Source organism: Acidobacteriota bacterium (genome assembly GCA_016715115.1).
Lineage (GTDB): Bacteria > Acidobacteriota > Blastocatellia > Pyrinomonadales > Pyrinomonadaceae > JAFDVJ01.
This window is the reverse complement of the sequence record JADKBM010000011.1, coordinates 1,070,554-1,092,580: the sequence shown is the minus strand read 5'-3', so window position 1 is coordinate 1,092,580 and position 22,027 is coordinate 1,070,554. Positions and strand designations below refer to the sequence as shown.

The following is a 22,027-nucleotide window of genomic DNA, read 5'->3' as shown; positions in this document are numbered from 1 at the left end:
AGGGTCAAGTCTTCTCGACCCGACCCGTTTTCGCTACGGTCACAGATTAACATTGCCCGCAAGCATCAACAAATCCTACTGAAACCGAATTACGCAGCACGAAGTACTCTCTCGCGAACCACGCAAAACACGTTTCGCGTTTTTCGCGGCTTTTTGCGGGCGAAAACTCTAATCCGTTACCCGGGTTGCACGGTCAAACTGATTGGTAATCTCGGTCATTTTGACCAGTCTCAAGCCGCCGTTTCAGCGGAAAACGAGGTATTGCCAGTGTTCTGTTAGGTTGGTCGGAGTGGCACGGCGATTGCGACTGTTTGGATGCCGGCGGTCCAACCCAGACGACGTCGAGCAGAGGACAGATATGCGAAAGACAAAAATTCAGAAACTCCAAGCTGCCGCCTTGATCGCGGCGTTCTGTATGTTCGTGATTCCTGGCGGATCGTTGCAGGTTCGGGCCCAGACGACTAGTTCTTCCGGGATGACCAAGCTCTCAAAGCCTTTGCAGCAGGTCGTCCTGGGCCAGATAACGGATTCGAATTCGTGGTACGAGGCGAACGCGACTCAGCCTTTCGTGCAGGTTTTGGTTCAAACCTATTCAAGCGATCTTGCCGGCGTCCGACAGGCCATCAAGGCGGCCGGCGGAACCGTCTGGACCCGCTACTACTCGATCAACGGAGTCGATGCGTGGATTCCGGTAGCCCGTCTTCTTGAAATCGCTCAGCGTTCCGATGTTGAACGAATGACACCCAACTATTTGACCCAGCAGACAGAGAGCAAGCTCGAGAAGGCGACTGGTGCGGCGGCTACCAGAGTACTTGACGCACTTACGAATGATTATGTCGGACCTGACGGATCGGGGATCGGAATTGCCGTATTGGATTCCGGGATCATGGCGGGCAACAAAGGGTTCAACGACGCCAATGGCGTTTCGCGGGTCAAAGCACAGACCGATATTGTCCAGCTCAACACCGCACTCCGCGCTTTCAAAAACTCACAGTATCGTGACCGGATCCCGTATGCCGGCAAGGACTTTGCGGACCTCTACTACGGCGCAATTTCATCTGCCGGAGTGAGTCCTATACTTCGAAATTGGCAGGCCAACGGAGACGTTTACGGACATGGGACTTTTGTCGCGGGCGTCGCCGCCGGTCGCGGAAAAGGGGGAAGCGATTCGTCGGATTTTACCGGGATCGCCCCGAACTCGAATATTGTTTCGGTCAAGGTGCTTGACGACGGCGGAGTCGGACAGGTGACCGATGTCATCAAAGGAATCGATTGGGCAATCCTTCATCGAAGCGAATATAACATCCGCGTGATCAATTTGAGCCTCGGTGGATCGTCCGGCGAGAGTTATTTGACCGACCCGCTTTGCCGCTCAGTGCGCAAGGCTGTTTCCGAAGGAATAACCGTCGTCGTCTCGGCAGGGAACTACGGCAAGAACGAGGCCGGACAAGAGGTTTACGGAACGATAACATCACCGGGAAACGATCCGACTGTGATCACGGTCGGATCTGCGAATACTTTTGAAACCGATGGCCGCGTCGATGATCGGGTAACCAGTTTCAGTTCGCGCGGTCCGACACGCGGATTCTATCTCAACTCGAGCGGTGCAAAAGTCTATGACAACCTGCTCAAACCGGACATCGTTGCACCCGGAAACAAGATCGTTTCGATGGAATCGGATGGCAATGAACTGGTCGAGAAGTATGCCGCTTTGGAAATCGCCGATGCCGATGTTGCAGCGCCGGTGATGCGAATGAGCGGAACCTCCGTGTCCGCACCCGTCGTATCGGGCGCCGTCGCGCTGCTGCTTGAGAAGAATCCCGGTTTGACGCCGGCACTGGTGAAGGCGATTCTCCAGTATTCGGCTCAACAGATAACCGGAGCGAACGTCTCGCAGCAAGGCGCGGGACTCCTCAACATCCGCGGAGCGATTCGTTTGGCAGAGGTTCTGCGGACGGACGTTTCCACGGCAATTGCGAACGGCACGATCCGGACCGGTGATTCAATGCTCGCCCCGGGCAAGTCGCTGCCGTATTCTTACGACTCGCTCAACGGTCAAACGGTCTATTGGGGTAAGTATGTCTTCGCCGGCGGCAACCACATTCTCGGGGGAAGTTCTCTTCTATCGAAGTATCAGGCCTTTTACAACCCCAAAATGCTCTGGGTCAAAAAGAAAGTCCTGATCAACGGCGTCAATGCGCCGACAAACACGGTGCTGATCTCGACCGGCGTCATTTCCGGCGACTTCGTTGCGGATAAGAAAGCCCTGACGCTTGGCAATGACATTCGCAGTCGTTTGAATAGCGGTCAAGGCGTGATGCTTGCGGATGGCGTGATGCTCGCAGACGGCGTGATGCTCGCAGACGGCGTGATGCTCGCGGACGGCGTGATGCTTGCCGACGGCGTGATGCTCGCAGACGGCGTGATGCTCGCTGACGGAGTAATGCTCGCCGACGGAGTAATGTTCGCCGACGGCTACAGTACTTGGTGGCAGGGAGTACTCCGAAGCGAAGCATTTCTTGCGGGGGAATAGATCTTGAGGGAATAAATTTCATTGACAACGGCCCGTCGTATCGGCCACCATTTATTGGCAGCTCGATACGGCGGTTTCATTGGCAAAGCAACTCGATCGCCGACAAATGCCGCTCTCCAGGCATCATTCGCTCCTGGATCAGATTATCCGATCCGTCACGTTGTTTGCGTTTCTTGGGCAACATTCCAAATGTCCGACCAACCGAAAAACAGTTTCCTGTTCGACGCCTACACGCTATCGGTCACGATGGTCGGTGTAGTTGTCTGCGCTTACGCCGTTCTTTCGTTTCCGTTTCAGCGTGCCGGCTCGGAATCCCTGGTGCTCGCGCTTCTTTCGATACTTGTCGGGTCGACCGTTTCAATCGGAATAAAACGCGCTCGCTTGAGCGTTTCGGTTTCCGATGTTTTCACTATTCTCGTTTTTCTTTTGTACGGAATCGCTCCGGCAGTTCTTCTGAGCGCGGTCGAAGCTTTCATAAGTTCTAGCAGGCATACAAAAGACGTGCGGCTCCGGCTTTTCAATTCTGCCGTGATGCCGATCTCATTCTTTCTGGCGTTTTTGGCATCCCGGACACTGGTCGGAACGAGCGATGTTCTCACCGGCAGCGGATTGGGTAAAGAAGCATTGTTAACGACGTTCGTCGTTGCGCTCTCGCATTATTTGGTCAATACGGTCCTCATCGCCGCGAGTTCGGCGATTCGCTCTGAACGACCGGTCCACGAAGTTTGGAAAGAGCAATACCGCTGGATGATCGTACCGTTTCTTGCAACCGGCTCCATCGCGTTGGTCGGCGCGAGCCTGATCAGCGCGGCCGGATTCGTCGCTTTCCTTTTGGTTCTCCCGATCGTCGGCGTCGTCTATTTCACGTACCTGAGCCATCACGAAAAACTCGAAGCGGTCACAGTTCAGGCTGAGCAGGCCGAGACGCATCTGCGGGAGATGACCGAAAGCGAAGAGCGATTCCGATCGGCGTTCAGCAACGCACCGATCGGAATCGGCCTCGTTTCCCAGGACGGCAACTGGCTGCAGGTCAATGAGGCGTTATGCGGAATCTTCGGATTCAGTGAAGAGGAATTCCGTCATCGCTCGCTCGCTGATCTGGTTCACCCGGAAGATCTCATTCAGTTCCTCAACGAGATCGGCAAGGTTGTCCAGCGAAAGAAGCGGATGTTTCAGGCCGAACTGCGGTATTTCAATCGAAACAACATCGAGATTTGGACGCAAACAAGCATTTCGTGGCTCAATGCCTCCGAAAACGCGCGGTTGATCTGCCAGATCCAGGACATTTCAGCGCGCCGCAAAGCGGAAGAGAAGTTGCGACACGACGCGTTTTTCGACTCGTTGACGGATCTGTCGAATTACAACTATTTCATGCTCAGTCTCTCGCAGTCTTTGACCCGAATGAGAGAGACGAACGATGGTTTCAGCGTTGTTTTCGTTGATCTCGATCGTTTCAAGCTGGTCAACGACAGCCTCGGACACCGCGTAGGTGACCGGCTCCTCGCGGCCGTCGGACAACGATTGAAGAAATGCGTTCCGGAAGAGGCCGTGGTCGCCAGATTCGGTAGCGACGAGTTCTATCTGTTGATCGAAGGGCGATTCGAGGGCGACGATCTTGTGTCCCTTCTCGACGAAATCCAGAAACAAATCAACCTCGTTTACAACGTTTCCGGTCAGGAGATCTCCATCTCGTCCAGCTTCGGAGTCGTCAACGTGACGCCCGAACACAAAGCTGTGGACGATATTATGCGTGACGCGGATACGGCACTCCACATTGCGAAAAAACAGGGGCGCGGGCGATACGTGATCTTCGATGACGAGATGCGCGATCGGGCTTTACACGAGGTCAGGCTCGAGAAAGAACTCGGCGGTGCAATTGAGCGCAATGAGATGCATCTGGCATATCAGCCGATAATGGATTTGGAGACAGGCGAGATCAGCGGCTTCGAAGCGCTTGCGCGATGGAACCACCCGAGTCTCGGGAATATCCCGCCGAGCGACTTTATTCCGATCGCCGAGGAAACCGGCCAAATCGTAAAACTCGGGGCGTTCGTGCTAAACGAGGCGTGTCGGCAACTGGCCGCTTGGCGCGATCGTTTCGGACGCGATCTGAATTTAACGATGAGCGTCAACGTCTCTCCCCGGCAATTGCTTCAACCGCGCCTGATGTCGGAAGTGCTCGAAACCATCGAACGCAATCGGATTCCGGCGAACTTGCTGAAACTCGAGATCACCGAAAGCGTGATCGTCGACAATTCAGATGTGGTGATCTCGATCCTCAAGCAACTTCGCGCGATGGGCACGACGCTTAGTCTCGATGACTTCGGTACGGGCTATTCTTCGCTTAGCTATCTTCATCGTTTGCCGATAGACACGCTGAAAATCGACCGTTCCTTCGTGTCCCAAATGACGACAAAAGCCGAAAGCGAGGAGATAGTCAAGACGATTATCGTTCTCGCCAAAAATCTCGAGCTTGATACGGTCGCGGAAGGTATCGAAACCGCTGAACAGCTTGCGGCGCTGTCCGTGTTCGGCTGCTCGCTCGGTCAAGGGTATTACTTTTCACGGCCGATGGATGTCGCGTCGGCGACGGATTTTATCGAAACGAGAAACACGAATTTCATTGCCGGCATCGCCGACAATACGGCGTGCGATCCAGCCGTTGCCTTCGAGCACTAGTATTTGAGTCCGATCATTGCGGTCGCGCGACGACGATCTGCTTCGGCGACCTGCCGCAGAACTCCGATTCATCGAAATCGCCGTACTTTGCCTCGACACGGAATCCGTTTTGGGCAAAAAGCGCATCGAGTTCCTGCGGGAAGAATTGTCGCATCTGAAACGACAGCGTCTGCTCCTCCTTCATATACTGATTCTTGTAGTGCCAGTCGATGTGGTTGATCTGCGTTGCCGCGTCGTAGCGAACGTTTTCGGTAACGACGACCCAGCCGTTCTCGGTTCGGTACTCGCCGATGAAATGACGTATGTCGGACGGGCGGCAGAGCAACGGCAGCGATGGATTGAAGACCTCGACGATAAATCGGCCGAAAGGGAACAGGTGTGCGCGGACGGAATCGAAGCAGGATTTGAGGTCTTCCGCGGTCAAAACGTGCTGGAGCGAGTTTCCGGCAGCGAAAATGAGTTTGAACTTCTGTTCGATCGCGAAGTTCCGCATATCGCCGATGTGCAGATCGGTCGAAACTCCTTCCGCGTCGGCCTTGCGTCCGGCGGCTTCGAGCATTTCTTCGGAACTGTCGAGTCCCGAAATGTTTTGCAGATCGTTGGAAAGCGCAACGAGGTAGTTTCCGGAACCGCAGCCGAGCTCGAGCACCGGTTCGCCGAAGCGTTCAATCTGCCGCTGATAGAACCTGATCTGTGCGTCGCCCGCCTTGTCGTTATGGACAAGGTCGTAAAGCCAATTGTTTTCGTAAAGATCCACAGGCAATTTTGGATTTTCGATTTTCGATTTTGGATTGTTCGCGTGATACGGAATCCGAAGTCACCGGAAGACAACTTGTCGCAATCCAAGATCCAAAATCGAAAATCCAAAATCGATCTACGCTGCGAGGCGCTGTTCAATCACAACATCTTCATCCATAAACAGATACTTTTTCCATTCCGGACGCGATTCGGCGTAGTGGCAGAGCAAGACGTGGTCGAGCCCCAGCCGGAGCAGTTTCTGCGATGTCAGAAGCGGCATTCTGGCCTGTTCCGGCGTTCTGTTGCCCTTTCGCTGGTTGCATTTGACGCAGGCCGACACCAGATTGTGCGGCGTGCTTTCTCCGCCTTGCGCACGCGGCAGGATATGGTCGAGCGTCAGATCCTTGGCGTGTTTGTGCTCGGCGCAGTACTGGCAACGGTACCGGTCGCGGATATAGATCCGCGCGCGCTTCATCGTCGATTCCTGTCGCCGGCGCTTGACGTGAACATAGTTGCGAAGTCGCACGACCGAAGGAACCGGAATGGTCGTCGAGGGTGAATGCAGGACATTCTTGCCGTCGTTTTCTTCAACCGTCAACTTGCCCGAAAACCACATACAGATCGCCCGTGCAACGCCGATCGTGCCGAGCGGTTCGTAAGAAAAGTTCAAAAGCAAAACTCTACCCGTTATCAATGGAATCACCTCCTGTATCCGTAAGTTGCGGATTGCCGAATCACAAACGAATCCGACAAAAAGCGCAACATCTTGTGCGTTAAAACTCAGTTGGCACTATATTACCCAATTTGACTTCGTTTTGTATATGAAATTCTTGTGAATCGAGGGTTTTTGCGCCACAACGCGCCGGAAGTCTGCGCGCATTTCGCGCGCAGATGCCCTGCGATCCATTCGCAAATCATTGATTTTGAATGTTTTTACAGTTTTCAAGAAAAAAGTTGCAAGAAATTTTCAAACCCGCCGTTCTTCGATGACAAGGCAGCAAGCCTTAAAAATAAATCTTAGGAGAACAACTAACTTGAAAGAACAAATCCTGAAAACACTGACCTTCGCGTTTCTTTTCGCGATCACCGCAATCATCGCCAGCGCCGCGCCGCAGCCGAACCTTTCCGTTCAGCCGTGGGTTGCTCCGGCGACGGTCACCGTCAATTCGACCTATCAATACACGGCGAGCGTTCGAAACATCGGCACGCAAACCGCGCAGAACGTGTCCTTGACGATCGAGTTTCCGCTCACGAACACTAGCCCGAATCGTCACATACTGGGAAAGGTGACCGGTTACCCGAGTAACTGCTCGATCGTTTCGAACAAACTGGTCTGCAACTTCGGCAACGTCAAACACAATCTCAATCCGACCCGAACCGTATCGTTCAATTTCGAATATCCGGTTTCGACAAAACCGCTTGAGTTGATCGCCCGCGCGGCGACAACTTCGACCAACGAGATGAATCCGGCCAACAACGTTCTCGGCTACGCGCCGACGGTGACCCATCCGGATCTCCCGGTAACGTCGGCAAACGTCGTCGTCTCACACTGTACCGGTACGAATCTGACCTCGTTTTTCGAATGTGAAAAGTATCCGAGTTCGATCGCGTCGTTCACGATGACGCTCGATCAGGGCGGATCGATCACCTTGCCCTATCCGGGTTACTTCGGAAACTGGAATCAGAACATTTCGCCCAAGCAGTTATACTTCAACGTCACCGACGGTTCGGACGGCGTGACGTTCAACGGTTTCGCGTCGAATTCGACTTGCTTCGAAGGCGTCGCGACCTTTACGCCCGCGAGCAACTACGTGAGTCCGTACAAGGTCTGCATTCAGTAACAAGAGAAAGGGAAGTCAAAACAAAAGGGGCGGCTGTCTGACAGGGACAGCCGCACTTTTGTTTTCAAGCTTACCTGTATCGCTCCGTTCCGGGACGGTTGAATTCAGCGGGTCGCGCCCGGCGGTTGACGCCGTTCGCGATGGAAGAGAATGCGCGGCCGTCCGAGTCGCGCGAATTGTGGAATTTGAAAAATTTCCTAGCTGCTGCCATAGTTCATCGGCGGGCCGGCGGCCTGGATCTGCTGAAAGATCACGCGGACATCGGTCGGGACTTCCGGATTCGTCGAAAGCGTTTTGTAAAGCGCGGTGTCGCGTTTGCGCAGGTGGTTGTTCATCATTCGGATCACGTAGCGGGTGTGCGAGATCGAAGACTCCCAATTGCTTGCGTTGTTCTCGTTCCCGGCTTTGTCGACGACTCCGTCGACGAGAACACTCTTCGAAAGCGTTTGAGTCTTGATTATCCACGCGCGCGTGATCGGTCCGACCTTGCCGTCCACGGACATCTCGCCCCAAGGTTTGTGTTCCCTCATATCGTCGATCGAGTAGATGCGTTTCAGAAAAAACTGAACGACCTTAACGTCCTCGACGAGGTTTTTGCATCCGTATCCGACGGCTGAATTAACATTGTAGAACGACGCGTTGCCAACCGGATCGTCACTGTCTAAATCGATAAATGCCATATTCTTACTCCCAAAAATCAAAATAGCGGTTTGTTGCCGCGATTTTGATGTTACGGGCGTTCGATCCCGCGCGCGCCACCCGTTCGGGCGGAAGACTCGGCGGTTTTTTGCGCAATTGGCGGCGGCTTGCCGCCTCTATGGATAGCAGAGGGACTCGGTAATTGATTTCGAAAGGCGGCGCGCGCCGGCGAGGAATGCTTTCCTGATTGGGTGCTTGTCCGTGAGTGACTTTAGAAATGGCGGAACGAATTGGGCGTCAGTTTATGGGTTCCTGTTTCCGAGGCAAGTTCGATCACCCCGCTGTCTGTGATCCGGCCGATCGCAGTGATGCCTTCGATCCGCGCGACAAGATCGGCCGCTTTCGGAGCGGTGAACAGCAGCTCAAAGTCCTCGCCGCCGTGGAGCGCGAGTTCAAGCGCTGCGGAACCCTCCAGTTTTATCATCGGGTCGGCCGGAATCACGGCGGCTTCGATTATCGCCCCGACCCCGCTCGCGCGGCACAAATGTCCGAGATCGCCGGATAGCCCGTCGCTGATGTCGATCATCGCCGTGACCATTCCGGATTCGAAAAGACGGCGTCCGAGTTCGATGCGCGGAAACGGCCGCAACTGACGCGCGAGAAGCGATTCAATCGGCCTCTTTTCGACGAGCGACCGAAGCCCTGCCGCCGCGGCCCCCAAGGTTCCGCTGACATAGATCGTGTCGCCGACCTTCGCCCCGGACCGCAGCAGCGCTCGTCCGTGCGGTATCTGGCCGCCGGCGGTTGAATCGACAACGAACCCGTCCGGCGAACGCGAAATGTCGCCGCCGGCGATCTCAACGTCAAAGCGGTCCGCAAGCGCGCAGTAACCGTCATAGAAGCGGTCAACAAAGTCGGAGTTCCAGAGGTTTTCGGGAACGGCGATCGAGATCAGCGACCACACCGGCGTTGCGCCCATCGCGGCGATGTCCGATAGGGAAACGGCAAGGGCTTTGTGTCCGATGTCCTCGGGCGTTGCCCATTCGAGCTTGAAGTCGACATTTTCGACCAGCATATCGGCCGTCACGACCAGATCGCTTTCCGCGTCTTTGGGCAACACCGCGCAATCGTCGCCGATCCGTGAAAAGTTACGGTGATTCTTTAGCTTTTCGATGAACCCAAATTCCGAGAGCATAGAAACTTATTGACACAAAGCCATTATATTCATACAATAACGGCGACGAATTTTAGTAAGAACTTTAACATAGTCGAGGTCTGAATGGGACAAGCTGCAATGGCGATACCGGAAAAAATATTTTTCAAGATCGGTGAGGTTTGCGACATCGTCGATGTTCAGGCACACGTGCTGCGTTATTGGGAGACGGAGTTTCCCCAACTGTCGCCGCAGAAGAACAGATCTGGCCAAAGAAGTTACCGACGCCGCGATGTCGAGATCGCGCTCCGGATCAAGGAGCTTCTTTATGTCGACGAATACACGATCGCCGGAGCGCGAAAGAAACTGCAACAGGAACTGCGGGAATCGAGCCGTTTGAAGATCGTCCCGAGTGAGCCCGTCCGCGAACCTGTGATACAGCCGATGCTTCCGGTTCAAGCGGACGAGGAATTCGCCGACCTCGAAGTTCCTGAGACCGAGCCCGAGATCGTACAGCCGCGTTTGGGGGTTACGGAACCGGTGCCGATCGGTTCCGAACGGCGACAGGCGCTGACCGATCTCGCGTCACAACTGCTTGAACTTCGCGAGCTTTTGAAACGCAAGCAGCCAAGCGAGCCCAACTCGTTCTTGCGGAAATACTGAGTTTGACAAACCGGGCCGGGTTTCCTAATCTTGAAGTTCGCCTGAACGGGATGTAGCGCAGCCTGGTAGCGCGTTCGCTTGGGGTGCGAAAGGTCGTGAGTTCGAATCTCGCCATCCCGATACCTTTCCGAAGACCTTCGATTCATCGAGGGTCTTTTCATTTTGAAGGCTTTCGGTCCGGCAGAAGATCGCGTATCGAAATATGTCGCGCCTTTCCGCTCCAGTACGAGATCGCCAATCGGCTTCCGCGAATATCAAGATCAAGCAATTGCTCGGCGAATTTGATTCTACGTATCCCTCGGGCATCGGCGATCCAGACGGCGGCCGCAGTTTTCGAAAGGGTTGATGCCGGTCTCAGCGTGAACACGACCCTTTCCGGCGATCGTTGCTTGATGTCGAAGACAAATCCCGGCGAAGTCGCATCTTCGTTTTTCAGTTCGGCGATGGCGACCGTTCCGGCACCACCAAAATCGTACAGTTTGATCGATCCGTCGGCCTCAACTGCAAACACGATCGAGCCGCCTCTTGCGAACCCGCCGAGGAGCGAGGGTGCGGGCCGCGGATCTCCCGGTAAAGAGAGCAGGACCCGAATCGACTTCGAGCCAAAGTCGACGAGATTGATGTCGTTCGGATATGCGTTGTATTTATGCTGAAAGACGACGCTTCTGCGAGAAGCTTTGAAAGCGCCGTTCCCCCGTTGAAAAGCCGAAAAGATGACCTCATCAGGAATACGGGGGCGGAGTTGGCGCATCAGCGGTACCGAAGACTTCAACTCCGGCGATACGAGGGAATCATTTTCAAAGTCCGGCGGTCCCGACGGAACCGTTTTCAGAAGTCGTCCGTTGACCGCGTCGAACGTCAGCAACGTCGAATCGACGTCGCCGTCCGCAACCTCTGCAACGAAACGCCTGTTGTTTTGCCATATGAACCTGACGACATAGGCACTGTAGGCCGCGTATCTCCGCGATCGTTCGGATGTCATCAAGACGCGTGTCTGTGAAGTCCCGAGATCGCGTACGCGAATCTCCGATAATTCCATTCCGCCCGTCACTACGACCCGCGAAAACGCCACAATCTTGCCGTCGGGCGAGAGCGTCGGATGGACAAAGTCGCCGTCCGCGATGGTCGCGATCACGCGTCCCGGAAACTCCGTCTCCGGAATGGACTGCGCGGGCGCAACCATCGACGCCGCGATCAGAGCGCCGATCAGCACCAACGACCTGATCACCGCTCCTCCTCGGATACATTTTCGCCGGAAACCTCAACCGCAGGCTCATCACGGGGGTACATACGGTCATTGAGGCGAAGCACAAGATACTGATCGAGATAAACGATGGCGGCGCCAAGGATTACGAAGACGACCCCGAAAAGAACTGAGAAGTAATACTGTCCCGCGTCCGCCGCGATCGATCTCCGAAACTCGAATCCTGCCGCGCCGACCCAGAAATAGTGAACGATCAGGAAGACGGCAAAATAAGCGAATGTCAGCCACATCGCCCACGAACGCCGGCTTGACCAGAGAATTACATTCGCGATGACCAATAGGATTGCGGTTGCCGCCCAATGGAAGTGAAAACCAAGTCCATAAAAGTATTGGAATCCTTCGTAAGCCGCGCGCGGATCGCCGATGCTCCTCAGCCAACTGAGACCGTAGAATTCGAAGAAACCGCTGAAGACGGCAGCGATCGCAAATAGTCCGAGAAAGATCTTGTTCAGCATACGTGACGTTTTACCATAATTTCCGTTGAATGGACAGCCTCAAAAAATCAAGGCTCCGAATTCGATCCGGAGCCTTGATTCGCATCGGGTTGTGCCGGTTTTCTACTTCGGCTTAACGGTCAGATAACTGACCTGGTTGCGGCGCGCGACAAGTAGAAGTATCGGCCGGTCGCCGGATTTCTCAAGCGCCGTCTGCATCTGGTCAAGCGTCTCGACCGGTTGGCGATTGACTTCCATAACGACATCGCCGCGAGCCATTCCCTCGTCGGCGGCCGCGCCATTCGGATCGACGCTGACAACGACCAAGCCCTTGACGTCCGCCGGCAATTGAAGCTGCTTGGCATCTTCCGGGGTGAGCGGCTTCAAGTCGAGCCCGAGTTTGCCGCTCGGTTTCGATTTGTCGGTTTCGCCCGGTTTGTCCGGCTTGTCGAAGTTCGAATCATCGTTCGCGAATTCATCGAGCTTTGCCGTGACCTCCTGTTCCTTTCCGTCACGGAGCAGCGTCACCTTGGTGTCCGCACCGGGAGTTGTTCCGGCCACCTTGTTTCGCAACGAATTGCCGTCTTCGACCTTCTCACCGTTAATGGCGGTGATGATATCGCCGCGTTTGATGCCTGCTTTCTCGGCTGCCGACCCGGCACGCACGTTGGTCACGAGAACGCCCTTGGTATCGTTCAGATCGAGGCTTTTGGCCACATCGTCCGTCAGGTTCTGAATGTTGATCCCGAGCTGTCCGCGGCGAACCTTGCCGTCCTTCAGAATCTGCTCGAGAACGTTCTTCGCCATATTCGACGGGATCGCGAATCCGATGCCGATGTTTCCGCCCGATTGACCTCCGGAAAGGATCTGCGAATTGATCCCGATCAGTTCGCCGCTCAAACTGACAAGCGCGCCGCCTGAGTTTCCGCGGTTGATCGGCGCATCGGTCTGCAGAAAGTCCTGAAACGAAGAGCCGTCGCTCAAACCGGTTTGACGCCCTTTGGCCGAAATTATCCCGCCGGTCACGGTCTGGCCGATTCCGAGCGGATTGCCGATCGCGAGGACGATGTCGCCAACCCTGACGCGGTCTGAATCACCCAGCGTCAGAAACGGCAAATTCTCGGCTTCGATCTTCAGAACCGCGAGGTCGCTCGGCGGATCGGAACCCACGACCTTCGCTTCGTACGTCTTGTTATCGACCATCTGCACGAGGATCTTGTCCGCACCTTCGATGACGTGATGGTTGGTCAGGATCGTGCCGTCGGATTTGACGACCACGCCCGACCCGGCGCCGCGCTCTTTTTGCTGCGGCTGCTGCGGTTGCTGCTGGCGTTGCTGCGGCATCATATCGCGGAAAAAATCGTCCCACGGGCTTTGCCGCATTTGCGTCTGAGCCTTGCGCTCGGTCGCGATCCGGACAACGGCCGGCGACGTCTTTTCGACGACGTCCGCATACGACGTCCGCATCCCGTCAACCACTACCGGCGGCGGGGGAACGTCCTGCTTCGCGGTGTTCGAATCGGCGGGGTTGCCGCTGAACAGATTCGTCCGGCACGCCGTCGTGGCGATGAGCGCGCCTACCAAAATTAAAAGAAAAACGCTTCTGAATTTCATTTGTTTCTTGTCTCCGAAAAATATCAACGGAATTACGAAAAATTAACAAATCTAGTACGGAATCTCAGCCGGCGAGGTTCTTGATTTCTTCTCAGCCGCCGACTATTTTGGGAGTTTCGTCGCGAAAGATGTATGCCAGAGTCTTGTAAACGAGCTTTGCGCAAAGAAACGCCGGCGCGTCGGAGTTTTCGGTTTTCGAAAACTCGACGAGATCCATCCCGACAATGCGCCGGCTTTCTGCGAGCTTGCGGATCAAAGTCAGCGTTTCGTACCAGCCGAGTCCGCCGGGTTCCGGAGTTCCGGTCGTCGGAACGAGGCTCGGATCGAGACCGTCGATGTCGATCGTCAGATATACGTTTTCGGTGAGGTGTCCGATCGCTTCGTCGATCCAATCGGTTCGACCGGCGACGTCGCGCGCCCAGTAGATCTTTGTCGGAAGCCCGTCGGCGATCGCCCGGGCTTCTTCGCCCGACAGCGATCGGATCCCGACCTGCACTGACGGAATCCTCATATCCCTCACGACGCGGGCCATAATCGAAGCGTGCGAGTGCGGAGTGCCGTCGTATTCGTCGCGGAGGTCGGCGTGGGCATCGATCTGGAGCACGCTTAGATCGTGAAACTTCTCGGCGTGGGCGCGTATCACCGGCGCGCTGACCGAATGTTCGGCGCCGAGCATACAGAGGAACTTGCCCGTCTCAAGCAGTCCGGCGGCCGCCGAATGAAGATCGCGCATCATTTCTTCCGGCGTTTCGCGCGGTTTGAACACTTCGGTCGTATGGATCCCGATCCGATAGACCTCGGCATCGGTCTCTTCTTCGTACAACTCCATATTGCGGGACGCATCGACGATCGCCATCGCGCCCTCGCCGGTTCCGGTCCCGTAGGAAACGGTTCCTTCGTACGAAACCGGAAAAACGACCACACGCGCTTTTTCGAAGCTCGAGCAGTCGTCTTCCGCAATCCCGCCGAAATTCATCGGTAGATCAGCTGATTCACTCATAGCAATTTCGGAATTGGGATTGGCGATTTCGGATTGTCCGCAAAAACGAGGAACCCGTTAGTCTTGTCCCGGTCCGCAATCCCAAATCCCAAATCACTAATCCCCAATCGTTAGGGAATATCCACTCCGAGATCTCTGCCGCTGAAAGTGAAACTCGGACGCTTGCGCCCCTTCATATACTTCGCCGCGGTCTGCGACAGCGCGGTGATCAGCATCGGAAGCGCGATCGAAGGATCGGCCGGCACGAAGGCGGTCGTCGCTCCGCGCAGCAGCCGTCCGAATACCTGAGTATGCGAACCGCCGTAGCTCGGCGTGCGGATCTCAAGCGGAACCGAGTCGGTCGTAATGTTCACCGCGTACTTGTGCCCGCGCGGGTTCGTGCGGGTGATGTACGACGAAACCTCGGTGACATCGACCATCTTTTGGCTGAGCGTCGAGCCGAGCGTGATGATTCCCGAATTCCGCGTCCGATTGGCGATCTGCATGATCTCGAGCGAATCCTGTGCGGTGTCGAACGAAAACTGGATCTTCTTCTCGAAGCGGGCGCGGGCGATTCCGACCGTGAACTCGCTCGACAAGATGTCGGGGCAGAAGACCGGAACGCGCGACTTGAACGCCGCCGTCAAAAGTCCGTCTTCGTGCGCGATCTCCGCCAGTTCGCGGCCAAGAAGGTGCAGAAACTCGCGGACCGCGTACGGACGCGCAAGTTCGAGCTGGTTGATGACGCTGCCGATCCACTCGTCCGCCTCGTGATACTCCTCGGAATTCGCGAGCGTGTCGCCGACCCGGAGAACGTCCGACGCCTCGAGTTCTTCATCCGACATCGACGCGTGACCCTGAAAATGATTTCGTCCGAGCGTCTCGTGGATGTCGTGAAAAAGGACCGTGCCCGACATCACCAGCACATCGACGAAACGGTTCTTGATGACGTACGCGAGCAATCGCCGCATGCCTGCGGGGATCAGATTGCCCGAACCGCAGAGATAGATCGTCGAATTGTCGTCAAGCATATCGAGCCAGATGCGGTGCGCTTCGGCCAGTTGTTTCGCGCCGAAGCCTGCTCCTTCCATCTTCTCGAGAAGGCCGGCGACGGAACGGTCGCGGTCGACTGGGATCGGCCGCGTCGGGACCGTCAGAAACTTCGAAGATTTTGATTTTTTTTGCGCTACCATAAGTTCTCCAATAAACGGCTGAAATAATGTTCTTAAATATCCTGAATCTTTCGGTCTATGAACCGTTCGGGGTCAAATACGTGTACCCGTCGATCTGTTCTTCGTAATACTCGATCAAGCGATGTCCGATCTTTTCGGTCAGCTCACCGTCTTTTATCCGCCGCTGGATGATCCGCCGAAACTGATCGTGCATTTGCGTCCTGTCGAAACGAACGGTTTCAAGCGTGTCCCCGACCGTCGCGCCGTAGATCACCTTCTTGACGATGTGTCCGTCATCGCCGATATGTATATGTGCTTCGTGCGGGACGCCGAAGAGGTTGTGGTTGTTTCCCATCACCTCCTGGTATGCGCCGACCAGAAGCATCGCCAGATAATACGGTTCGTCGTTGTCGAGCTTGTGTAATTCTAAAACAGGTTTGACATCGTGCAAATCGACGAATTTTTCAACTATCCCGTCAGAGTCGCAGGTGATATCGCACAACGTCGCAAATTCGTTCGGCTTCTTGTTGAGCCGGTGTATCGGAACGATCGGAAAAAGCTGCTCGAGGGCCCAGTTATCGGGCATCGATCTGAACACCGAAAAGTTAGCTAAGTACTTTGTCGAAAGCAGTTTGCGTAGCTCATCGAACTCCTCCGAAACGTACTTCTTTTGCTGGGCGTAACCGTCCGCACGTTCGCACACATCCCAGAAGAGAACTTCGCCTTTACCACGGTCTACCAAAGAAATCAAACCGAGGTTGAACATCTGGAAAAGCTCCTCCCGGTGTTCAAGCGCATCGTGATAGTACTCGCGGTAGTTTTTGCCGTTGACCGTCTCCCGCAAATCGTAGAGTTCCTTGACCACCTGCGGGTCGTCCGGTTCCATCTTCATCGGCGTGATGTCCTCGACGACAGTCTCGATCTCATCCATTACGTTGGTTATCAAGACGGCGTGATACGCGGAAAGATAGCGGCCCGATTCCTGGATGATGTCGGGATGCGGGACATTCTCGTCATCGCAAACAGTTTTGATGACATAGATCACGTCGTTCGCAAACTCGCGCGCGTTGTAGTTCGCCGAAGACTCGAAAGACGTCCGCGAACCGTCGTAATCGACCGCCATCCCGCCGCCGACATCGAGATACTGGATCGGAATGTTCATCTGCCGGATCTTGGCGTATGTGCGGGCTGCCTCTTTCATCGCGTTCTTGATCCGCTTGATGTCAGTCAATTGCGAGCCGATGTGGAAGTGAAGCAGTTTAAGCATTTCCGTTCGACCCGCGTCGTGGAGCCGCCGGATGACCTCGAGGATCTCGGTCGTCGTAAGTCCGAACTTCGCCGCCTCGCCACCCGATTTTTCCCATTTTCCGGATCCCTTTGAATAGAGCTTCACGCGGACGCCGATCATCGGGAGCATAGCCTTCGGATTTTCGGCGAGGATTTCTTTCGTAAACCGGAGCGTATGGTCCAGCTCGCTCATCTTCTCGATGACGATAACGACGTTTTTGCCGGCCTGCGCGCCGGTGAACGCGAGCTGCACGAAATCCTTGTCCTTGAAACCGTTAAGGACCAGCAGGCTGTCGGCGGACTGTTCCATCGAAAGCGCGGCATAGAGTTCCGCTTTGGAACCGGCTTCGAGTCCGAAATCGTAACGCGAAGCTTCGCGCAGGTACTCTTCGACGACCGCGCGATTCTGATTGACCTTCATCGGAAAAACGCAGAGATGGCGGCCGTTATAATCGAATTCCTTGATCGATTTGCGGAAAGCGGTTTGGAGTTTTCTGATCTGGCCGACAAGCAATTGCGGGAACCTCAGGAGTATCGGAGGGTTGATTCCGCGTTTTTTGAGATCTTCGACGATTTCGCGCAGATCGGCGGCCCGATTGTCGTTGTCCGACGGCCGAACGGTTAAATTGCCTTTCTTGTTGACGCCGAAGTAGCCCGCGCCCCAATTGTCAATGCCATATGTTTCGACTGTCTGATCGATGATTGCGCTCAATTAGATTTCTCCATAAGATCGTTGCCCGACAGGTGCCGAGGAAAATATATAAAAACTAATAACTTATAAAAAATCTATCAAAAAACAAAATCCATAACAACAACTATTTTCCAATGAAGGAATCGCTTTTCGCTCTTTCGATCGATGTGGCACGGCCTTTGCCATTGGAAAACGCGGCAGGTGATGAGAAACGGCAGTTTCACCCTTGAATTATTGGCCGTTCGACGCAAACAAAGCGACCAGAATGTCGTAACTTGTCAGAGCCGAGTGACATTATTTGTCAAACAGCATTCAATTTGTCGGAGCAAGTCATATGAAAAAACGAGCTGAAAGCGGATTCTCAATTGTCGAACTACTGTTGGTCGTGGTCATTATCGGGATCGTATCTGCGATTGGAATCCCGAACTTCCAGAAGGGAATGCGTTCTGCCGACAACGGCACTATGTACGCGAATCTGCGGTCGATTAGCAGTTCCCAGGTCAGCTACTACTCTCAGAACGGACGGTTCGCGCGCCTCAGCGAACTGAACGCTCTCCACGGCGGATCTCTCGGGGTGGCAGATGGAAACGGACTTGGCAAAGGGAAATTCTACATCGAAATGAGTCCGGCGGTGCCGACCGACGCCGAATTGAAGAATGAATACGTCATCATCGCTTCGGGCTTCAATGGCGTTGGCCTTCCTCCGATCTCGTACCGGCTCAATCAGACGGGCGAAATTGTTCAGTTAAGTCCATAGTCCGGTCTGCCGGAAAAACTTCTTCCTTTCAGCAGAAAAAAACGGTAATATCTTAATTGTCCGTTTCCTCCCGCCCTCGAATTTCATTCCCGAATCACCACTAAAATGAACGTTTTTGAAGATCTAATCGAAGAGCTCAAAGAAGAGAATCTGCTTGAAGAAACTGTAATGGATACGAAAGGGCGCGAACATTTTTTTGCGCCCACCGATTTCCGGGCGCAAGCAAATCGACCTCTTGCTCCGTCTTCGAATCCCGAAGGCGGACTTTCCCGTTTTGAAGAGCAAGGCGCTCCGGGTGAGGCTTCATTCGCACCGACGATAAACCCGATTCAGCATACGCCGGATATTGCGTTCGGACCATCGGCGATCACCGAAACGGTTCCGTCCGAGCCTGCCGTGCAGCCTCTGTCGTCGCTCTCGGATCTCCCGGAAGCGTTCGCTGAAATCGGGCAACCCGCACCGTCGGATCCGGTAAAGACATTCGGCGCGGATGACTCCGATCTTCCAAGCGTATCCGGCCAGTCACCGACGGCATTCGATGTTCAGCCTCCCAGGCCGGCCGGGATCGCTCAACCGCCGATGCCGGTTTTGCCGATGAATCCCTCGCCGGCGGGTCGGACATCGTTCGCATCGAATCCGCGTTCGAGTTTCGGAAGCGCCGACAAGCGACCGATCGTCAACCACAAGGAGTATTTCAAAAAGCGCGCGATCGATGAGGTCACCGGACTGCAGATGGTCGATCACGTTCTTTCGGGTGTCGAGCGCGAACAGATGAAGATCGTTCCGAAGCCGTTCAACGACATTCCGGTGAAAAAGGCGCTTCACGATTTTATGCAGGTGTCGGGCGACACGAGGTCTGCCGAACACTCGCGCGCCGAGTTTCAACTGATGCAGGAAACCGAGAGTTGGTACTCGTCGCTTTCCCATCGCGACCGGCACGTTTCCGTCGCCCATTTGCGCCGATACTGTGAAACGACGAAACCGGCGCTTAGTCCGCAAGCGCTCATCGCGATGGGCCGCTTCTATCGGAATTCGCCGTTTTCGGAACCGGTTCGCAACAAATTCGATCTAGTTCTGACGCGCCTTTTCAGCGCTGATACCGAGGACGAAAAACGGGAGCTTATGTTCCCGCGCGAGGAGTTGATCGCACAACTCAAGGACCTCTATGCCGATTGGTCGAGTATCCAAGTTTATAATGCCGCCGATGACGATTCGGAGGTTTTGATCGCGGTACTGAAGTTCCAGGATTTCATCAACGAAGCGGAATCGACCGCGACCTTTGATGAGTTGATCGGGAGTGATTTTTTCAACCGTCTCCGGATGTTGAAGGAAGGCTGTCAAGAGAACTTTTTCGCGCCGCTCATTACCGTCGCTTCGATTGAGGCCAACATCAAGATCGGTAATCGTTACGTCGATCTCATCAAGGCGGAACGAAACGGGGTGAACGCCGTCGCGCTTGAAGAAAAATACGGCTTTCTCCACGATCAAGCGATTTCCGACTCAACCGTCAAGACATTCCAGCTGGTTGATCTGCTCAAGGAGAGGGTACAAGCGGTCGAGGCATCCAATCTTGTCGAAGTCCACGTGAAGGCCGAAGAGCCGCGTCAGCGAAAGCAGATCCGAACGCAGACGAATCGACTGTGGGCGGTCAACAAGTGGTTGCTCGGATTGACGATTTTTGCCGTACTCGCTTGCGTCGGAGTCTATTTCTGGGCCGAAGCCAAGACTCAGGAAGTCGCCGGAGCACAATCGCCGAAGGTCAAGAAGGTCAACATCGAGAATTCTTCATTGAAAGAGGTTTTGCAGTCAGCGCGGATAAATGAAGAAACGTTTTTCGGCGTGGCCTTGAATACTTGGAGTGATTTGCCCCTTGAAAGAAAAGAGGAAACCCTCAAGAAGATCCTCTCGATCGGCCCCGAGAAAGGATTCAAGCGCGTCCATCTCCTTAACGAAAAAGGGCGAGCGGTGGGCTTCGCTTCCGAGGAAAAAGTCGAAGTTTATAATCCGTAGACGGAATTTGACGTGCCTGTTCAATGTTGTAGAATTGGGATAACTTTTGCGTGTGAAAAAAGACGATCTTCCCCGATTATCTTAATCATTTAATTTAAGGAGAATAAATGAACGCAAAACATGTTCTTAACTACGCCGCCGAACAGGGCGCGCGATTTGTATCCGTGCGATTCACGGACCTGCCTGGTTCCTGGCATCATCTTACATATCCGATCAGCGAGTTAACAGAAGACAGTTTCGAAGACGGTTTTGGTTTTGACGCGTCGAGCCTTCGAGGTTGGGCGGCGATCAACGAATCGGATATGCTTCTGATCCCGGATCCTTCGCGATGCTGGGTCGATCCGTTTGCGGAAGACACGACCATTTGTCTGATCGCTAACGTCGTCGATCCGATCACCAAGGAAGGCTACGGGCTCGACCCGCGTTCCGTAGCGGTTCGTGCCGAAAGCTATCTGAAGTTCACCGGGATCGCGGACACGATCTTCGTCGGACCCGAGGCCGAATTTTTCATTTTTGACGAAGCGCATTTTCACGCCGGACAACATTCGGCGGGCTTCTACGTGAATTCGGAAGAAGGGCATTGGAATTCGGGCCGTCAGGGAAACGAGATGTCTCCGAACCTCGGCTACCATATTCGCGCGAAAGAGGGTTACGTTCCGGTTGCTCCGATGGATTCGCTGGTCGATCTGCGAAACACCATTTCGACGATTCTCGGCGAAGTCGGGATCAACGTCGAATGCCACCACCACGAAGTGGCGACGGCCGGACAGTGCGAGATCGACTTCAGATACGCCAATCTGCTCCATACGGCCGACAATTTGATGCTTTTCAAGTATGTCGTCAAGAACACCGCGGTTGCCCACGGGAAGTCGGCGACCTTTATGCCGAAGCCGATCTACGGCGATAACGGTTCGGGAATGCACTGCCATCAGTCGCTCTGGAAAGACGGTTTGCCGCTTTTTGCCGGCGATCAGTATGCCGGCCTTTCGGAGATGGCCAAGCATTACATCGGCGGACTTCTGAAGCACGCGCCGGCGATCGTGGCCTTCGCGGCGCCGACGACCAACAGCTACAAACGGCTGGTTCCGGGCTTTGAAGCGCCGGTCAATCTGGCTTACTCGGCGCGCAACCGATCGGCGGCCGTCAGAATTCCGATGTTTTCACAGTCGCCGAAAGCCAAACGGCTTGAGTTCCGTCCGCCGGACCCGAGCTGCAATCCGTACATCACGTTCGCGGCGTTGCTTATGGCCGGACTTGACGGGATTCAGAACCGCATTGATCCGGGCGAACCGCTCGACAAGGACATCTATGATCTTCCGCCGGAAGAACTGGCGAACGTGCCGTCGTTGCCCGGGAATTTGGACGATGCGTTGAAGGCGCTCGAAAGCGATCACGAGTTTCTCTTAAAGGGAGACGTGTTCACCACTTCGATGATCGAACGTTGGATCAAGTTCAAACGCGAGAACGAGATCCAGCCGATGCGTCTGCGTCCGCACCCGCTTGAGTTCGCGATGTATTACGATATTTAGCCCCGAATCCGATCGACCGAAAATGAGGCCGTCCAAGAACTCAG

Annotated in this window: 17 protein-coding genes and 1 tRNA gene; 8 read left to right on the top strand and 10 right to left on the bottom strand. The window is 54.7% G+C overall.

The genetic code is table 11. The annotated features are described in order from the left end of the window. The first annotated feature begins 358 nt into the window (after positions 1–358). Positions 359–2,533, top strand: coding sequence for a S8 family peptidase (locus IPN69_13410; GenBank protein ID MBK8811714.1), 2,175 nt, complete (start codon positions 359–361; stop codon positions 2,531–2,533). 189 nt (positions 2,534–2,722) lie between these two features. After that, a complete protein-coding gene (locus IPN69_13405; protein MBK8811713.1) occupies positions 2,723–5,212 on the top strand; it encodes an EAL domain-containing protein in 2,490 nt (829 codons plus the stop codon). A 13-nt stretch (positions 5,213–5,225) separates the two neighbouring features. Here the strand turns inward: IPN69_13405 and IPN69_13400 are convergent, their stop codons facing one another. Both IPN69_13400 and IPN69_13395 read right to left on the bottom strand, forming a co-directional pair. Beyond that, complete coding sequence (locus IPN69_13400; protein ID MBK8811712.1) at positions 5,226–5,969, bottom strand: class I SAM-dependent methyltransferase; 744 nt, start codon at positions 5,967–5,969, stop codon at positions 5,226–5,228. Between the two features lie 117 nt (positions 5,970–6,086). Then, the gene (locus IPN69_13395) at positions 6,087–6,644 is read right to left on the bottom strand and encodes an HNH endonuclease (protein MBK8811711.1); all 558 of its coding nucleotides are present in this window, start codon (positions 6,642–6,644) and stop codon (positions 6,087–6,089) included. Positions 6,645–6,984: 340 nt separating this feature from the next. Between IPN69_13395 and IPN69_13390 the strand changes: the two genes are divergently transcribed. Next, positions 6,985–7,791 (top strand): hypothetical protein, encoded by an 807-nt coding sequence (locus IPN69_13390; GenBank protein ID MBK8811710.1) that lies wholly within the window; start codon positions 6,985–6,987, stop codon positions 7,789–7,791. Positions 7,792–7,988: 197 nt separating this feature from the next. Here IPN69_13390 and IPN69_13385 read toward each other — a convergent pair whose 3' ends face one another. Both IPN69_13385 and thiL read right to left on the bottom strand, forming a co-directional pair. After that, positions 7,989–8,471: a hypothetical protein gene (locus IPN69_13385; GenBank protein ID MBK8811709.1), complete on the bottom strand. Its 483-nt coding sequence runs from the start codon at positions 8,469–8,471 to the stop codon at positions 7,989–7,991. Between the two features lie 230 nt (positions 8,472–8,701). Next, positions 8,702–9,625 (bottom strand): thiamine-phosphate kinase, encoded by a 924-nt coding sequence (gene thiL / locus IPN69_13380; GenBank protein MBK8811708.1) that lies wholly within the window; start codon positions 9,623–9,625, stop codon positions 8,702–8,704. A gap of 84 nt (positions 9,626–9,709) precedes the next feature. Here thiL and IPN69_13375 point away from each other — a divergent pair, with 84 nt between their 5' ends. After that, positions 9,710–10,246, top strand: coding sequence for a MerR family transcriptional regulator (locus tag IPN69_13375; GenBank protein ID MBK8811707.1), 537 nt, complete (start codon positions 9,710–9,712; stop codon positions 10,244–10,246). 46 nt (positions 10,247–10,292) lie between these two features. Then, positions 10,293–10,366, top strand: a tRNA-Pro gene (locus IPN69_13370). 37 nt (positions 10,367–10,403) lie between these two features. Here the strand turns inward: IPN69_13370 and IPN69_13365 are convergent. The 6 genes from IPN69_13365 to speA form a co-directional block, all read right to left on the bottom strand. Then, positions 10,404–11,474 (bottom strand): hypothetical protein, encoded by a 1,071-nt coding sequence (locus IPN69_13365; GenBank protein ID MBK8811706.1) that lies wholly within the window; start codon positions 11,472–11,474, stop codon positions 10,404–10,406. Next, complete coding sequence (locus IPN69_13360; GenBank protein MBK8811705.1) at positions 11,471–11,965, bottom strand: hypothetical protein; 495 nt, start codon at positions 11,963–11,965, stop codon at positions 11,471–11,473. The genes IPN69_13365 and IPN69_13360 overlap by 4 nt, the downstream gene beginning before the upstream one ends. A 102-nt stretch (positions 11,966–12,067) precedes the next feature. Further along, positions 12,068–13,558, bottom strand: a complete 1,491-nt coding sequence (locus IPN69_13355) for a DegQ family serine endoprotease (protein ID MBK8811704.1) — start codon at positions 13,556–13,558, stop codon at positions 12,068–12,070. 91 nt (positions 13,559–13,649) lie between these two features. Next, complete coding sequence (gene speB, locus IPN69_13350) at positions 13,650–14,558, bottom strand: agmatinase (protein MBK8811703.1); 909 nt, start codon at positions 14,556–14,558, stop codon at positions 13,650–13,652. A 110-nt stretch (positions 14,559–14,668) separates the two neighbouring features. Beyond that, positions 14,669–15,730 (bottom strand): deoxyhypusine synthase family protein, encoded by a 1,062-nt coding sequence (locus IPN69_13345; protein MBK8811702.1) that lies wholly within the window; start codon positions 15,728–15,730, stop codon positions 14,669–14,671. A gap of 55 nt (positions 15,731–15,785) precedes the next feature. Continuing rightward, the gene (gene speA, locus IPN69_13340; protein MBK8811701.1) at positions 15,786–17,708 is read right to left on the bottom strand and encodes a biosynthetic arginine decarboxylase; all 1,923 of its coding nucleotides are present in this window, start codon (positions 17,706–17,708) and stop codon (positions 15,786–15,788) included. 313 nt (positions 17,709–18,021) lie between these two features. Between speA and IPN69_13335 the strand changes: the two genes are divergently transcribed. The 3 genes from IPN69_13335 (at position 18,022) to glnA (ending at position 21,983) form a co-directional block, all read left to right on the top strand. Next, positions 18,022–18,444 (top strand): type II secretion system protein, encoded by a 423-nt coding sequence (locus IPN69_13335; protein MBK8811700.1) that lies wholly within the window; start codon positions 18,022–18,024, stop codon positions 18,442–18,444. Positions 18,445–18,549: 105 nt separating this feature from the next. Continuing rightward, on the top strand, positions 18,550–20,454 hold the full coding sequence (locus IPN69_13330; GenBank protein MBK8811699.1) for a hypothetical protein: 1,905 nt from the start codon (positions 18,550–18,552) through the stop codon (positions 20,452–20,454). A gap of 107 nt (positions 20,455–20,561) precedes the next feature. After that, on the top strand, positions 20,562–21,983 hold the full coding sequence (gene glnA / locus IPN69_13325; GenBank protein MBK8811698.1) for a type I glutamate--ammonia ligase: 1,422 nt from the start codon (positions 20,562–20,564) through the stop codon (positions 21,981–21,983). The last annotated feature ends 44 nt before the right edge of the window (positions 21,984–22,027 follow it).

What these genes read in the sequence shown, in the direction of transcription:
- IPN69_13405 (MBK8811713.1), top strand. Translation starts at nt 2,723, where the DNA reads ATGTCCGACCAACCGAAAAACAGTTTCCTGTTCGACGCCTACACGCTA.
- IPN69_13345 (MBK8811702.1), bottom strand. Translation starts at nt 15,730, where the DNA reads ATGGTAGCGCAAAAAAAATCAAAATCTTCGAAGTTTCTGACGGTCCCG.
- glnA (MBK8811698.1), top strand. Translation starts at nt 20,562, where the DNA reads ATGAACGCAAAACATGTTCTTAACTACGCCGCCGAACAGGGCGCGCGA.
- IPN69_13330 (MBK8811699.1), top strand. Translation starts at nt 18,550, where the DNA reads ATGAACGTTTTTGAAGATCTAATCGAAGAGCTCAAAGAAGAGAATCTG.
- IPN69_13355 (MBK8811704.1), bottom strand. Translation starts at nt 13,558, where the DNA reads ATGAAATTCAGAAGCGTTTTTCTTTTAATTTTGGTAGGCGCGCTCATC.
- IPN69_13375 (MBK8811707.1), top strand. Translation starts at nt 9,710, where the DNA reads ATGGGACAAGCTGCAATGGCGATACCGGAAAAAATATTTTTCAAGATC.
- thiL (MBK8811708.1), bottom strand. Translation starts at nt 9,625, where the DNA reads ATGCTCTCGGAATTTGGGTTCATCGAAAAGCTAAAGAATCACCGTAAC.
- IPN69_13385 (MBK8811709.1), bottom strand. Translation starts at nt 8,471, where the DNA reads ATGGCATTTATCGATTTAGACAGTGACGATCCGGTTGGCAACGCGTCG.
- IPN69_13410 (MBK8811714.1), top strand. Translation starts at nt 359, where the DNA reads ATGCGAAAGACAAAAATTCAGAAACTCCAAGCTGCCGCCTTGATCGCG.
- speB (MBK8811703.1), bottom strand. Translation starts at nt 14,558, where the DNA reads ATGAGTGAATCAGCTGATCTACCGATGAATTTCGGCGGGATTGCGGAA.
- IPN69_13335 (MBK8811700.1), top strand. Translation starts at nt 18,022, where the DNA reads ATGAAAAAACGAGCTGAAAGCGGATTCTCAATTGTCGAACTACTGTTG.
- IPN69_13360 (MBK8811705.1), bottom strand. Translation starts at nt 11,965, where the DNA reads ATGCTGAACAAGATCTTTCTCGGACTATTTGCGATCGCTGCCGTCTTC.